The organism is Streptomyces sp. NPDC001796 (assembly GCF_042892355.1).
In the GTDB taxonomy this organism is placed as follows: Bacteria; Actinomycetota; Actinomycetes; order Streptomycetales; family Streptomycetaceae; genus Streptomyces.
This window is the reverse complement of sequence record NZ_JBIAUC010000018.1, coordinates 18,500-32,531: the sequence shown is the minus strand read 5'-3', so window position 1 is coordinate 32,531 and position 14,032 is coordinate 18,500. Positions and strand designations below refer to the sequence as shown.

The window sequence follows — 14,032 nt, the reverse complement described above, 5'->3', positions numbered from 1 at the left end:
TCCCCCCTCCGCGTTCTGCGGCGTGTCCCTTCGCCCCCTCGCCCGAGATGCAGGCCCTTGCCCATCACGGGCCGGTCACGCGGAACAGAAGCAACTGCTGGCCGACCCGCGTCTCAGCGGCAACTTCGCCGCACCCAACTTTCCCAGCCCCATCGACCCCCGACACAGCCATGGGGGCGCCACCGATCTCAGCTTCGTCGGCATGGACGACCCAGCACCCCGAGCAGATGGAGATGATCCGCGACGCCGAGGACCCGCAGATCGCTGTGAACGCAGTGGAGGAACTACGGCGCTACCTCTCGATCGTGCACCTGGGCCGCCGACGCACCGCGCTGGAAGACATCGAGGTCGCCGGGCACACCATCCCGGCCGGTGACGGCGTCATCCTCCTGGGCGAGCTTGCGAACCGCGACCCCGAGGTGTTCGCCAACCCCGATCAGCCGGACATCACCAGCAACGCCCGCCGGCACCAGGCCTTCGGCGGCTCATCACTGCGTGGGCCAGCCGCTGGCCCGCCTGGAACTGCAGGTGATCTACCCGCCCCTGTTCCGCCGCATCCCCACACTCCGTGCGGCCATCCCGCTGCAGGACGTGAAGTTCAAGTACGACGCGGTGATCTACGGACTGCACGAGCTGCCCGTCACCTGGTGATCGCTGACCTGGAACGACCCTTCGAGGAGGAGTCCACGCCGGCCTGCAGGCGGGGGCTGATCGCCCCGCTGGAGCGGAAGAACGGCTCGACGCGGGCCGAGCAGGCCGACCACTGCGGCCCGGACCGGATCAACCGGCAGGCACCCGGCTCAGCACTGCCAACTGCCACACTTCGCCACGTCCTGGGCGGCCGATGAGGGCCGACCGGGACGTCGGGCTCAGGCGAGGTCGAACCGGTCGAGATTCATCACCTTGTTCCACGCTGCCACGAAGTCACGTACGAACTTCTCTCCCGCGTCCTGGGACGCGTAGACCTCCGAGACGGCTCGGAGCTGGGAGTGCGCACCGAAGATCAGGTCGACCGCGGTGGCGGTCCACTTGACGTCGCCGGTGCCGCGATCCCGGCCTTCGAACACGTTCTCCTCCGTGGCCGACGCCTTCCACTCCGTGCCCATGTCGAGCAGGTTGACGAAGAAGTCGTTGGTCAGGGCTCCCGGCCGGTGGGTGAGGACACCGTGGGGGGATCCCTTGAAGCCGGTGTTCAGGGCCCGCATGCCGCCGATCAGCACCGTCATCTCGGGAGCGGTCAGCGTCAGCAGGTTGGCGCGGTCCAGCATGAGGGTCTCCGGCGACAGCTTCTCGCCCGCCGGAAGGTAGTTGCGGAAAGCATCCGCCTTGGGCTCCAGCACGGCGAACGACGCCGCGTCGGTCTGCTCCTGCGAGGCGTCCGTACGCCCCGGTGCGAACGGAACCGTGATGGCGTACCCGGCGTTCCTCGCGGCCTGCTCGACGGCCGCGCACCCGCCGAGGACGATCAGGTCGGCGAGGGAGACCCGCGTCCCGCCGGTCTGGGAGAGGTTGAAGTCCTGCTGGATCTGCTCGAGCGTGCGCAGTACCTCGGTCACCTCGGGGAGGTCGTTGAGCTCCCAGTCCTTCTGCGGCGCGAGCCGGATGCGTGCTCCGTTCGCCCCGCCGCGCTTGTCGGTGCCGCGGAAGCTCGCCGCCGACGCCCAGGCGGTGGTGACCAGCTGGGAGACGGACAGGCCCGAGGCGAGGATCCTGTCCTTGAGAGCAGCGATGTCCCCGTCCCCGACCAGCTCGTGATCGACGTCGGGAACGGGGTCCTGCCACAGCTGCGGCTCGGGAATCCACGGGCCGAGGTAACGCGAGACGGGTCCCATGTCGCGGTGCAGCAGTTTGTACCACGCCTTGGCGAACGCCACCGCGAGCTCGTCCGGGTTCTCGTGGAACCTCTTCGTGATCGGGCCGTAGACCGGGTCCAACTTCAGCGCGAGGTCCGTCGTCAGCATCATGGGGGCGTGCCGCTTCGACGGATCATGGGCGTCGGGCACGGTGCTCCTGGCCGCGGGATCCTTGGGCGTCCACTGGTGGGCGCCGGCGGGGCTGCTCGTCAGCTCCCACTCGTATCCGTAAAGATTGTCCAGGTAGCCGTTGTCCCACTTGGTCGGCTCGGTGGTCCACGCGCCCTCCAGACCACTGGTGAGCGCGTGGGGGCCCGTGCCGCTGCCGTATGTGTTCCGCCAGCCGAGGCCCTGCTGCTCGATGGGGGCGGCCTCGGGTTCCGGGCCGATATAGCTGGCGTCGACCGCGCCATGACACTTGCCGAAGGTGTGGCCGCCGACAATGAGTGCGACCGTCTCCTCGTCATTCATCGCCATGCGCCCGAACGTCTCCCGAATGTCCTGGGCGGCGGCCATCGGGTCCGGGTTTCCGTTGGGTCCCTCCGGATTGACGTAGATCAGTCCCATCTGCACGGCGGCGAAAGGACCGGTGAGTTCCCTGTCGCCGCTGTAGCGCTCATCTCCGAGCCATGTGTCCTCTGGCCCCCAGAAGATCTCCTCGGGTTCCCAGATGTCCTCTCGCCCGAAACCGAACCCGAACGTCTTGAACCCCATGGATTCCATGGCACAGTTTCCGGCGAAGACCAGAAGATCGGCCCAGGAGATCTTCCGGCCGTACTTCTGCTTGACCGGCCAGAGCAGACGGCGCGCCTTGTCCAGGCTCGCGTTGTCCGGCCAGCTGTTGAGGGGGGCGAAGCGCTGTGCGCCGCTGCCGCCACCGCCGCGGCCGTCCGCGATGCGGTACGTTCCCGCGGCATGCCAGCTCATCCGGATGAAGAGCGGCCCGTAGTGACCGTAGTCGGCAGGCCACCAGTCCTGGGATGTGGTCATCACCTCGAAGACGTCACGCTTCAGCGCGTCGACGTCGAGGGTCGCGAACTCTTTCGCGTAGTCGAAGTCCTCGTCCATCGGGTTGGCTCGGGGCGAGTGCTGGTGGAGAACCTGGAGGTCCAGCTGATTCGGCCACCAGTCCCGGTTCGTCCTGGGCCGCCGAGTCGGTGTGGGCGTCGGCGAAGGGATTACCGGATTCTCGCTTTCACTGCCGGACATGCCCGTCCTTCTTCCTGTCTCGGAGTTCCTTCTGCCGGTTACCGCTCCTGACGTCATTGGCTTTGCTGGTGTCGAGCACGTCGACCCGAACAATCAGCGCGCCATGGCGCCCACCGGCTGGAAAATGCGCTGTGCCGCGTCCGTATGGTCGCCTACCTAGGACCACACCTCTATGAAACACGCAGAGCACCCCGCATGACAGATGCGAGAGAGGGCAGCCTTTCTGCTCCCGTGCTGATTTCCGACGCAAGCCGGATGGAATACGACAGCTCCCGGCTCGCCGGAGGGGACCTGGCTGGTGGCGGCCGTGACAACGGCAGGTGCGCTCGACCACCCGCCGGTGGACGCTCAGGCCGGAGCCGTGCTCGGTGCCGCGCCGTGCGATGGCGCGCAGGATGCCCCGGGCGGCTCATCCGGCACGATCCACGGTGATGCCCTCACGCATCGGACAACGCTCAACTCGCCGTCCAGACATGGACACCACGGCTCGGCCACCTCATCGTGTCAGCCATTTCAAGCCCTGTCGTCGGCCCGAAGCGTGGCCGTGCGCTGGTCGAGCCTGCGCAGCGCCATGTCCCCCCACTGGAGGTTCTCCCGTTCGAAGGCCATCCCGCGCAGCAGGGTCAGGTAGGGGCCGATGCGTTCGGCCTCGGCGAAGTACGCCTCCTCGGAGCGTCCGTCGAGGAGGCGCTGCCGGATTTTCTCGTAGCGGGCGAGCTTGGCAGTGGCCCATTCCATGCGCTCGGAGACGGCCTTTCGGACCGCTTCGATGTCGCCGGCGTCCAGGCACTGCACCTTGACCAGCAACTCGTCTCGGATCACTGCCGGTCTGTCGGGTGGCTCGGCGGTGTAGGCGCGTACGGCCTCCCGCCCGGCCTCCGTCAACGAGAACAGCCGCTTGTTGGGCCGGCGCTCCTGCTCGACGACGCGGGCTGTGACGAGTCCTTCGGCCTCCATACGCTCCAGCTCCCGGTAGAGCTGCTGGGGCGTCGACATCCAGAAGTTGGCGACCGTCGCGTCGAACCCCTTGGCGAGGTCGTAACCCGACGCCTCACCCTCCAACAGCGCGGCCATGACCGCGTTCCGCAAAGCCATGGGCACACGCTAACAGCTTTGTGACTAGTCAACGAAGTGACTGGTCTGATAGTCGCTCCGTCGCTCCATGCGTAGACAGAGCGGGGGAGGCGCCTCTAGCCTTCATCACACTTATTCAAATTATTGAGTACAAGAGAGGGCGGACTCATGCATCCCTTCCGTAAGGCCGTCGAGAGCGGTGACATGGACGCCGTGGCCGCTCTGCTGGCCGAGGACGTCGTCTTCACCAGCCCGGTCGCCTTCAAGCCGTACCCCGGCAAGGCGATCACCGCTGCGATCCTGCGCGGCGTCTCCCGCGTCTTCGAGGACTTCACCTACGTCCGTGAGATCGCGAACCCCGACGGCCGTGACCACGCCTTCGTCTTCACCGCCACTGTCGGCGGCAGGAAGCTCCAGGGCTGCGACTTCCTGCACTTCGACGAGAGCGGCAAGATCGACGAATTCACGGTGATGGTGCGTCCGCTCTCCGCTGCCCAGGCACTGGCCGAGGCGATGGGCGCCCAGTTCGAGCAGATCGCCCGGGAGGCCGCGGGGCAGTGACCGCGGCGACGGACATCGGCGCGGTGGTCATCGGCGCGGGCAACACCGACTGACCGCTGCCACCACCCTGGAACGCCGAGGGGCAGCAATTGGTGACGGCCACCAACCTGTTTTCGCCGCGCCTGGCGGAGCGGACCGGGCGGCGGCCGGTGATCGTCGCCGCCCGGCTGGTGTTAACCGCAGCGATGCCGGCCATGCTGCCGCTGGCGGCGCAGCCACCGGTGTGGCTGGTGCTGGTCCTGCTGCTGCCGCTGAGCGTCGGCGGGGCGCTCGCGGTACCCGCGCTGACCGCGCTGCTGATCGACGCCGTCCCGGAAGAACGCGCGTGGACCGCCGAGATCCGAGGCCCGGCGCCGCACCTGCTGAGGGCTGCGGCTCCGGCCTTGTGGTGTCCCCGGACCGCTTGCGTCGCCCACCCGACTACCCGCCCACCCGATTGCTCGGCCGTGGCGGACGAGGCCTCGGGAGCCGCGAACGCCCGCGGTCGAATCCCGGCAGCCGCAACTGGAGACCGACTGCCCGCTCGGGCCACCCTCAGCGGTGCCGCTGGAGCGGACCGACTGAGCCCGCCTGGGCGCCCTGACCCTTCGGCTGGTGGCCGGAGGCCTCCGAGCCGCGCGACTGGGCCGGTGCTGCGGCTCGGAGGCTCTTTGAGACGTTCATCTCTTGGTGCTGTTCCAGCTGCAGGCACTCGATCATGTAGTCGCCGGTCTCCGGGGCGAGGGTCACCCCGTGGGTTTCGCTGCGGAACCCGGGGAACCGCCGGTCGAAGGACTCCAGCGCGGTGAGGTAACGCAGCAGGGGGCGGTCCTCGGCGCCGACGCTTTCGCCGGGCATCAGCACAGGGATGCCCGGCGGGGTGACGGTGACCATGGCGGCCGCCACCCGGCCGGGCGCATCGGCCAGCCGGACGCGCTCCGTGCCGCCGCGGATCAGGCGCTGGTAGCACAGCTGCGGAGGGGTGACCGGCTCCGGCAGCTGCCGGAAAGCGGTGTCCAGCAGTTCGACCACGCGGACCGAGCGCAGGTGGCCGTGCATTTCCTGGCACAGCTCGCGCACGGTCCGGCCGGCGTAGCGCCTCGGATGCCGGGCGACCAGCGCGCGCAGGCAACCAGGGCGGACGGTCCCCGGCGGCCTCGATGCGCCTGCGGATGCGCACCATCTCCTGGCGGAACCGAACTGCCTCGGTCACCGCCTCGTCGACCAGCCAGCGCCCCTGCGGCCCGTCCATCATCGCGGTGGCCACGTCCCTGCGCCCGCTGCGCGACCCGGACGCGGCCGGACTCGATGACGACGAGGACGGCGCTGAGAACTGACGGCGTCAGGTGCCGACCAGGCGCACCGATCAGCTTGTGAGCCGCCGCCTTGGTCAGCCGCTTCGCAGCCGTGACGGTCTGCTGCCTCCGCGGCCCCGAGGCCACCACGGCGTGGTTGTAGCCGTTGGTGGGAGGCATGCCCCGGGGCGTACGAGGTGGCGCATCGTCACGTCCTACTCATCCGGGTCCCAGGCGCTGAGCTGCTCGAAGACACGTCGGTCGCCGTCGATCTCCAGGGAGTTGACCGGGATACGGTCGTACAGGCTGAGGACCAGCTCGCTGGCCGTGCCCCGAGCGGAGAAGAAGGCGGCGGCCGGGTCCGGGTCTTGGCCGGCAGCGGTGGCCGGCATGGTGCCGGGCCCGGGGAGGCGGGCGCTCCGTGCGCCGTCGGCGGAGAGCGAGAGGCGCCAGGAGCGGCCCTCGGAGGCGTGGAAGTCGACGGCAGCGGGCTTGTGCGGCCAGGGACTTGTCGTTGCGACGCAGGTGGACAGGAACTCGTCGACACCGTCGAGCGCCACCTCGTCCGGCAGTGGCTGCGGGCCACCTACGGTGATCTGGGCGTCGTACGTGTGCACCGCCATCTGCTGGAGCTGGTGCCGAGCTACGGCACCGGAGGTCTGCGGCGACTGCAACGTCTCCCACCACGTCCAGCAACCGCGATCCGGGCCGGCCTTCCGCAATGCGTCCAGCAGTTGCTCCGTGGACTCCGCCAACCAGGCCAGCAGGGCCTCGCGCTCCCGAGGCACAGCCGGGGCACCCTCCACTGCGGACTTGGCCGGAGCAGGCCCCGCGGCGACGGTGGCGGCCCAGTCGCGGCGCCCCTCGCCGATGTGCTGCGCCAGATCGAACAGCGTCCACTCGGGGCAGGTCGGCACCTGTACGTCGAGGCTGGGCGCGGAGGCGACCGCGGCGCGGAAGGCGGTCGACCGTTCGTCGATCAGTCGCAGCAGAACGGGGAACTCGAGTGTCATTGTCACCCTGAATCTCTATCACTGCGTTCCGACAATCGGACAGCGATTTTCATGACGTCGGGCGCAATCGGCCATAATCCAGGGGCGGATTGGGGCGAGAGGCGGGTGTGTCATGCGGATGCGGATCGATGTCCGTGAAGGGGATTGGGTCGCCGTCTCCCACAGTCCCTACGGTGCCCGTGTTTCCAGGGCGTTGGACAAGCTGATCAGCTCGGGGGATTTCGAAGCCACTGACAGCCTGGAGAGGTGGGCAGAGCTTCTTCGGCGTGCGGATGAGGGGACCTTCGAGATCGCCGTGCCCGGCACGGAGATGGAACGGCTGACCGTCGGGGAGTTGAAGGAGCTGTGCATCGCCGAAGCGCGCCGCGTCGGAGCGGCCGAGCCGGTCGCCCGGGCAGCAGGGAACAGATCCGACCGGAGTCTTTGGTTTGGGGACACGATCCTGGACGTCTGGCTCTGCGACCCGGTGACGGACGAACGGCTGCCGGAGCGGAAACGGGTGAGCGACATCGGGTTGGCCGATGGCGACCTGCTGGTGCTGTGCATCGAGCACACCCAGGAAGTCCTCTACTCGCTGTTAAGTCCGCGCAACCCGGCCGAGCTGCTCAACTGGATGCAGCTCGCTGAGAATGCCAAGGCCCCAGCCGGTGGCCCCCGCCTGTGGGGGGTGCTGCTCTACACCGATGCAGACACCGAGCTTGCCACGTACGTGCGGACCCACTTCGACGATCTCAACGCGCTCTCCGGGCCCGCCACACGGGTCTTCGTCGTGGAGCGGCGGGCGCGATGGAAGGACGCCAAGAAGTACTGGCGCCGGCACCTGGAGCCCGAGCTGTACAGGGTCATGTCCACCATGCGTTGGCTCCAGTGGACCCCGTACGAACCGCAGGGCGCCTACGAGATCGCCTCACTGCTCGGTCTCGGACCCGAGCTGCTGCCGTGTCTGGTGCTCTTCCACTCGTCCGAGGGGCCCATCCACGAGGGAGAGAGGATCGTCTTTCCGATCGAGCAAACCTCGACGACCTATCTGCGGACTCTCTTCGGCGGCATCCGCCAGGCGTTGCGGTCGGTCTCGGAGTCCATCGCAACGCCGCAGGCCGAGGAGAACAGGCGACGGCTCAAAACACGCGGACCCACCTCTGAGTACTACCGGTTCAGCGAGCCGTACGAGACCAGGAAATACGCCCCGGCGCCTGCCGCCGTCCGCAACCTCCTGGCGCCCGGCCGTGCCGCCGATGCCGCGGCCTTCGCGGCCGTCCGGGAGGCGGAGCAAGCGATCAAGGCGGCGCTGCGGCCGCTGGTCCCCACGGCGGAGGGGGTCGCCATCAATGACAGTCGCGTCGTCATCGTTTCAGGAAGGGCAGGAGCCCACGTGTCCGAGAATTTCTACTTCCAGGGCGAGAACACCACGTTCATCAACCGGCCCCAAGACACGGTGGTCCAGGACTTCCAGAACACCTACTCCTCGCTGGCCAGCGGCGACGAGCTCACTCGACTCCTCCAACTGATCCTTTCCAGTCGCGACCTCAGCGACGCCGACCGCGAGGAAGCGGCTGGGGCCGTCCACGACCTGGCCCGTATCGGGACCTCCACGTCACCTGACGTTTCGGCCGCCCGCACCCGCATGGAGCGTCTGCGGGAACTGGTGACGTCGAGTGCCGACATCGTCCAGCCGGCGCTCGCCATCATCGCGTCCATCGCGGGGTTCTTCGGGGGATAGCGACCGTGACTACGACGCCGCGAGGGCACATCACATCGCGCCAGCGGCTTGGCAACACAATCGCCCCTGCGCCGTCGTAGCGGCGCGGGGGTGTCCGGAGCGTGCAGGACTGCGACGCCGCCGTCCCAACGCGGTGACAGCCATGGCCAGGACCTCCGAGTTCCGCGACGTCGCCGAACGGCTCATCGCCGCGGGCAATAGGACCGATGTCTTGATTACAGCCGCAGCGGTGCCGCAGGCAGGCGGCGGCGGGGGCCCGAGGGCCCCGGCTGCGTTCCCGCCGGGACGGTGTGTCAGAGCTTGGCGAGCCGGTCCACCAGCAGCTCCACCCTCGGCTCGGCGTCCTCAGGCAGCAGGCGGCCCGCGCGGGTCAGGGTCGCCAGGCCGTGCAAGGAAGCCCAGAACAGCTCGGTGAACAGCCCTGGGTCGACGCCGTCCCCGGCGACCTCGGCGAGGCACTCGAGCAGGGCGGCGAAGGCGTCCTTCAGCGGTTCCGGGGTGTCCTCCTGCGCGTATGGCAGGCCGCCGTCGAGCTGGAACAAGGCGTCGTAGACCGCCGGGTTGCGTACGGCGAAGTCGAGGTAGGCGCGGGCCAGGGCGGCGACCCGGGCGCGCGGGCCGTCCGCGGCGGAGGTCGCGGCCCGCACCGCTGTGGCCAGTTCGGCGGCCCCCTGAAGGGCGACGGCGCCGATGATCTCCCGCTTGCCGCGGAAGTGGCTGTAGAGGACGGGCTGGCTGTATTCGATGCGCTCGGCGAGCCGGCGGGTGGTGACCGCGTCCCAGCCCTGCTGCTCGGCGAGTTCGCGGGCGGTGGCCACGATGAGGCGCTCGCGCTCCGCCCGTTCGCGTTGCTTGCGTTCCTGTACCGACATGACTGGATTCTAGCACCGCTAGACAATCGAGCGATAGCAGTGCTAGCGTTGCATCATCAGCTAGCAACGCTAGATGTCAGGAGGGGTTGTCATGCTCAACGCACTCGAGGTCGTCACCACCGTCGTCGTCGGCCTGATGGTGGGGGTGGAGTTCTCCGTCGCCTTCATCATGAACCGGATCCTGGACGCGCTTCCCGAGGACAGCGGCCAGCTCGGCCACGCCCACGGCGGCCGGATGCTCGGCGCCCTGATGCCGTTCTGGTACATCGGCTCGCTCGTCCTCAGCGCGATCTGGGCCGTCGCCGGATGGCACCGCCACGGCGCCGGACTCGTTGTCACCGCCGCCGGACTGCTGATCGTCAGCGTGGTCATGTCGATGCTGCTGCTTGTCCCGATCAACAACCGAAACAAGACCTGGACCCCCGAGAACCGGCCCGCGGACTGGAAGGAGCAACTGAACCGCTGGGAGCGCTTCCACTACGTCCGCGTCGCCGTCATCATCGCCGCCTTCACCCTGCTCGTCTCCGCCCTCGCCTGATACCACCGCTGCCCCGACAAGCACTGGTTCGCCCCTGTATGTCGAAAGCTTTCGCCCCGTCGGGGTAGGCCGACAGGGCTTCGGATTTCTGACCCCGCGGGCCGACGCCGCGCCGGTGGCGCACAATCCCCACTCCCCAGGCGGCAACTGGCCACCGGAATCCCGACATTCGGGAATGCGGCTGCCGCCGAGAGCCCACAACTGCGATCCCGACAAGCTATGCCCCTCCAACAGCCGCGTCCGCGCGGCCTGATCAGGGCCCACGCGACTCAGCAAGCTCCACGAAGCTCACCAAACCGGCGAAGACTCGCAAGGAGAAGAACAATGTCGCTGAAGAAGATCAACACCGTCCTGGCCGCCGCCTTCATCCTCTTCATCCTCTGGTTCGGGATGGAGTTCATCCTGAGCCCGGAGACGACGGCGCCGGGCTTCGGCCTGCCGAGCTGGCCCTCCGGCGACGGCGGCGGCTTCCTGGTCATCAAGGGAATCCGCGACGTCGTCCTGGCCCTGGTCCTGGGCATCCTGCTGGTGACGGGCCACCGCCGGGCGCTGGGCTGGGTGCTTCTGGTGGAGGCCCTCGCCGCGTACGGCGACATGGCCACCGTGCTGGCCCACCACGGCTCCGTGGCCACCGCGCTCGGCGTCCACGGCTTGACCGCGACGCTGATGGTGGTCAACGGCCTGCTGATAATGCGCGAGACCCGCAGGGTCGCGGCCGCTCCGGCAACACCCGCCCCGCAGCCCGCCTGAGGGTTGTCCGGGCGCAACGATGAGCGAGAGCCGGACGTCCGCTACGTCTGGCAGCCCCGGGCCGATCTGCCATGGTGGCCCGGGCTGGTTGGGACACGCTGCCGTGAAGGCGGTCACCCGAACTCCGGGTGACCGCCTTCACGGCGAGCCATGACGCGCAATGGGCTGGGCCGTGCACCAGCTCGGATGACGTGGTGCACAGCCGAGCACTGCTGTACCTGAAAAGGGCAAGTGTCCAGGTGGGCGCCGATTGGCCCTGCGGCGTGCGTTACCGCTGGTCAGCCGGGTACGGCGTCAGCGCCGAGGTCAGCCGCTCGGCTTGGTGAGCGGCGAGCGAACAGAACGGAAGGATCGCGCTGAAGCTGCTGTCCAAGATCAGTGTCGCGCGGCAGGATCGCCGCGGCCTCGCCGGAGCCGATTGCCGCCCCGAGATCGCGGCGACCTGGTCACAACGCGCGGTTGGCCATGTCTCCGATGGGGTCGCCGGCGAGATCGACTGTTGCCCTTATGCGCTTGCCCACCGGTTCGCGGTGCACCTCAAAGCTCCGGCAGAGCGCCACGACGATCTCCAGACCGTGCTGACCCACCCGGACCGGATCGAAGCCTTGGATCATGGGCGGCCGGGGTTCGCTGTCCCACACGGTAACCGCGACGGCGCCCTCATCGGCCTCCAGCGTCAGCAGATGCGGGCCCGGGGCGTACTTCTGGGCGTTGGTCATGAGCTCGCTCACCACCAGCTGCACGTTGCCCATCGCCCGGACTGACACCGGCACCCCGTGCACGGCCTGAAGAGTGTGCAGGAACGACCGGGCGTAATCACGGGCCTCAGCGATCGCCTCCGTGCCCTCGAACGCGGCAGATAACGAGATCGACTCATCGGCCGGCGCCCAACCTTCGCCGTCAGCAGCCTGCTTCATAAGCCGCCTCGTCCTCGCACCCCTACCTGACACTGGCCCGACTACCCAAAGAATCCCGCCACAGACGTGGCCAACGGGGATCTTGGGGGTTACCACCGTTGTGGCAGGAGCGGCCAACGATGGATCGGCTGCTGCGCCCGGTACAGGGTGGTGACAGGATCGGTGTATGGGCACCGAGACGGACTGGGTGTACCGAGTGTTCGAGCCGCACGGCTCCGAGGGATGGCGCCCCTACGGCGACGCCGAGCGTTGGCATGGAGCGATCACCGCACCCGACTCGGCCGAGGGAGCCAAGCTGGCCATCGGCCGGGTCGTCGGCGAACTGATGACCGAGTGGGAGAGCATCGGCCTCCACCACGCGATGCACGTGCGGGTCTTCCTCTGGCACGACGAGGAGGACAGCACCGAGGAGCCGGACTTCATTGTGGAGGTACGGCCCCGGTCGGACTTCGACGCAGCGTGACGAATCCCAGCCGGATCCGCGTTCCGGATACAGGCCCGGAGAGACCACGACGAGAGCTGCCTCCCTGATCCCGTCACCCCGTACGGGGCAGCGAAGGCGGCGGCGGAGACCGGCGTTCGCGCCGTGCACCAGGAGGCAGTTGTCGCCCGCACGTCACTGATCATCGGCCACGGGCGTTCCGTACATGAGCACGCCGTGCGTGAACTCGCTGCCGGCACCCGGGACGGCGTCCTGTTCACCGACGACATTCGCTGCCCAGTGCACGTCGCCGACTTGGCCGCCGCCCTACCCAACGGAAACTGAACACCACACTGCGCGGTGCTCGCCAGTTCTGCACCGCACCGGTGACCGCCCAGGCCGTCGGCCCATGAGCGAGCGGCCCCCATCACAAACCCGGCCGCGCTGCCGTTCGTCGCCCGGCGGAGCAGGAGTCGCAGCAGATGCCGGTTGGGGTAGGCATGCGGGGAAAAGCCGTGGAAGTAGCGACCGGCCGTCCGCAAGGCTGCCGCCATGGGTTCCCCGAACTTCACCCCGCCGCCCGACCGCGAACCCCCTGCCGTCGATGCGTTCCTCTCTGCCGTCGACCACGCGATGAACAGCAACACCTTGCTACTCACAGCGGAGTGCGACGTACCCGTCGTCGCCGGGAACCGCCAGGATGTCCTGCACGCCTTTCTGCGCAGTGCCCTGTTCGAGCGGCTGATGCGGGCCGCCGACCTGCGCCGCAACTGGCACAACCTGTCGAACGAGTACGACAGTGAGCCCTTCGAGCATCCGCTCCTGCGCGAGGGCTTCCGTGCCACGGTCAGCCCCCTCGACCGTGCAGGCTTCCTGGCACGGCTGCGCTGGATGCTCTGCGAGGCATTCAGCCTCTACGGCCACCACTACCCGGCGGGGGAGGCCGAGCAACTGGTGTGCGGTTTCGCCCGGGAACTGCTCGGGCCAGACGTCCCGGCCTGGTCCTTCGCCGCTGTCAGCCCCGATTTCCTGCGCTCCACCGGCTACTACAGTGGCGAGGAGCCGCAGCGGCCGGTGTACTTCGATGGCAGCGGCTCCGACACCGCCACGTTCGTCTACCGAGGCCGCACCTTCCACCTGCTACTGACGAACGGCTCCCCTTGAGAGGGCGAAGGGTCAGGAGAGCTTGGGCGGTCGACGGCGAACAGGATTCGTGGACGGAAGCCACCTGCGGTAATCCGCCCCGGACCCCCGGGTTGCGGCTGCTGGGCTGGCCAGAGGCCTTGCCGCTCTCTGTCATCCGGTCCGTCGTGCTCGCGATCGGCACGGAACAGCCGTCCCCACGGGCGGGCGTGTCGGCACCCGGCCACAAGGAAGCGTGCGGCGACAATGGCCCCACCGGCACGGGTACGACACAGGAGCGAGCGTGGCGCAGGGCACCGTGAAGTGGTTCAACCCCGATAAGGGCTTCGGCTTCATCGAACAAGACAACGGTCCCGATCTCTTCGTCCACTACTCCGAGATCCTGGCCACCGGCTACCGCAGCCTGGAGGAGGGCCAGCGGGTCGAATACGAGGTAACCCAGGGTCCCGAGGGCCCCCAAGCCACCGGCGTCCGCGTCATCTGATCCCCAGGACGTCCCAGTGCCGGGCAACGCAGGGGACCGATTGCTGACGACGTACGGAGTTCTCGCGCATGGGATGAACCGCCCGGCGGATGCCGTCCTTCACGGGAAGACGTGCGAGGAAGGGCGCCGGTGTGTTCGCGCGGTGCCCCGCCTGCGCCTTTGACGATCGACGCACCACTTCGGGAATATCACGACACCCTTCT

General features: G+C 68.3%; 14 protein-coding genes and 3 pseudogenes. 11 read left to right on the top strand and 6 right to left on the bottom strand.

Annotated features, from left to right (window positions below; all coding sequences use genetic code 11):
* Positions 1–47: 47 nt before the first annotated feature.
* The 3 genes and pseudogenes from ACFYZE_RS28340 to ACFYZE_RS28330 all read left to right on the top strand — a co-directional run.
* Positions 48–380, top strand: a pseudogene (locus ACFYZE_RS28340) (hypothetical protein); the annotation flags it as partial.
* 115 nt (positions 381–495) lie between these two features.
* Positions 496–651 carry a hypothetical protein gene (locus tag ACFYZE_RS28335; protein ID WP_389000150.1) on the top strand — a complete coding sequence of 52 codons (156 nt, stop codon included), beginning with the start codon at positions 496–498 and terminating at the stop codon, positions 649–651.
* Entirely contained in the window at positions 648–848 is a 201-nt protein-coding gene (locus tag ACFYZE_RS28330; protein ID WP_389000147.1) for a hypothetical protein, read from the top strand. The genes ACFYZE_RS28335 and ACFYZE_RS28330 overlap by 4 nt, the downstream gene beginning before the upstream one ends.
* A gap of 21 nt (positions 849–869) precedes the next feature.
* Here the strand turns inward: ACFYZE_RS28330 and katG are convergent, their stop codons facing one another.
* Positions 870–3,062 (bottom strand): catalase/peroxidase HPI, encoded by a 2,193-nt coding sequence (gene katG, locus ACFYZE_RS28325; protein WP_388999860.1) that lies wholly within the window; start codon positions 3,060–3,062, stop codon positions 870–872.
* 513 nt (positions 3,063–3,575) lie between these two features.
* On the bottom strand, positions 3,576–4,157 hold the full coding sequence (locus ACFYZE_RS28320) for a PadR family transcriptional regulator (protein WP_388999857.1): 582 nt from the start codon (positions 4,155–4,157) through the stop codon (positions 3,576–3,578).
* 147 nt (positions 4,158–4,304) lie between these two features.
* Between ACFYZE_RS28320 and ACFYZE_RS28315 the strand changes: the two genes are divergently transcribed.
* A complete protein-coding gene (locus ACFYZE_RS28315; protein WP_388999854.1) occupies positions 4,305–4,697 on the top strand; it encodes a nuclear transport factor 2 family protein in 393 nt (130 codons plus the stop codon).
* Between the two features lie 534 nt (positions 4,698–5,231).
* Here ACFYZE_RS28315 and ACFYZE_RS28310 read toward each other — a convergent pair.
* Together ACFYZE_RS28310 and ACFYZE_RS28305 are read right to left on the bottom strand one after the other, a co-directional pair.
* Positions 5,232–5,946: pseudogene (locus ACFYZE_RS28310) on the bottom strand (hypothetical protein); the annotation flags it as partial.
* A 240-nt stretch (positions 5,947–6,186) separates the two neighbouring features.
* On the bottom strand, positions 6,187–6,990 hold the full coding sequence (locus ACFYZE_RS28305) for a maleylpyruvate isomerase N-terminal domain-containing protein (protein ID WP_388999851.1): 804 nt from the start codon (positions 6,988–6,990) through the stop codon (positions 6,187–6,189).
* A gap of 289 nt (positions 6,991–7,279) precedes the next feature.
* On the opposite strand from ACFYZE_RS28305, the gene ACFYZE_RS28300 reads away from it, so the two are divergent.
* A complete protein-coding gene (locus tag ACFYZE_RS28300; RefSeq protein ID WP_388999848.1) occupies positions 7,280–8,704 on the top strand; it encodes a hypothetical protein in 1,425 nt (474 codons plus the stop codon).
* 293 nt (positions 8,705–8,997) lie between these two features.
* Here ACFYZE_RS28300 and ACFYZE_RS28295 read toward each other — a convergent pair whose 3' ends face one another.
* Positions 8,998–9,576, bottom strand: a complete 579-nt coding sequence (locus ACFYZE_RS28295; protein WP_388999845.1) for a TetR/AcrR family transcriptional regulator — start codon at positions 9,574–9,576, stop codon at positions 8,998–9,000.
* A 91-nt stretch (positions 9,577–9,667) separates the two neighbouring features.
* On the opposite strand from ACFYZE_RS28295, the gene ACFYZE_RS28290 reads away from it, so the two are divergent.
* A complete protein-coding gene (locus ACFYZE_RS28290; protein ID WP_388999842.1) occupies positions 9,668–10,114 on the top strand; it encodes an anthrone oxygenase family protein in 447 nt (148 codons plus the stop codon).
* Positions 10,115–10,438: 324 nt separating this feature from the next.
* Complete coding sequence (locus tag ACFYZE_RS28285; RefSeq protein ID WP_388999839.1) at positions 10,439–10,864, top strand: DUF4267 domain-containing protein; 426 nt, start codon at positions 10,439–10,441, stop codon at positions 10,862–10,864.
* Positions 10,865–11,310: 446 nt separating this feature from the next.
* Here the strand turns inward: ACFYZE_RS28285 and ACFYZE_RS28280 are convergent, their stop codons facing one another.
* A complete protein-coding gene (locus ACFYZE_RS28280) occupies positions 11,311–11,781 on the bottom strand; it encodes an ATP-binding protein (protein WP_388999836.1) in 471 nt (156 codons plus the stop codon).
* 166 nt (positions 11,782–11,947) lie between these two features.
* On the opposite strand from ACFYZE_RS28280, the gene ACFYZE_RS28275 reads away from it, so the two are divergent.
* The 4 genes and pseudogenes from ACFYZE_RS28275 to ACFYZE_RS28260 all read left to right on the top strand — a co-directional run bounded on the left by ACFYZE_RS28275 (position 11,948) and on the right by ACFYZE_RS28260 (position 13,829).
* Entirely contained in the window at positions 11,948–12,244 is a 297-nt protein-coding gene (locus tag ACFYZE_RS28275; RefSeq protein WP_388999834.1) for a hypothetical protein, read from the top strand.
* A 33-nt stretch (positions 12,245–12,277) separates the two neighbouring features.
* Positions 12,278–12,532 (top strand): annotated as a pseudogene (locus ACFYZE_RS28270) (sugar nucleotide-binding protein); the annotation flags it as partial.
* Between the two features lie 222 nt (positions 12,533–12,754).
* The gene (locus ACFYZE_RS28265; protein WP_388999831.1) at positions 12,755–13,366 is read left to right on the top strand and encodes a hypothetical protein; all 612 of its coding nucleotides are present in this window, start codon (positions 12,755–12,757) and stop codon (positions 13,364–13,366) included.
* 262 nt (positions 13,367–13,628) lie between these two features.
* Positions 13,629–13,829: a cold-shock protein gene (locus ACFYZE_RS28260; RefSeq protein ID WP_388999828.1), complete on the top strand. Its 201-nt coding sequence runs from the start codon at positions 13,629–13,631 to the stop codon at positions 13,827–13,829.
* Positions 13,830–14,032: the final 203 nt, after the last annotated feature.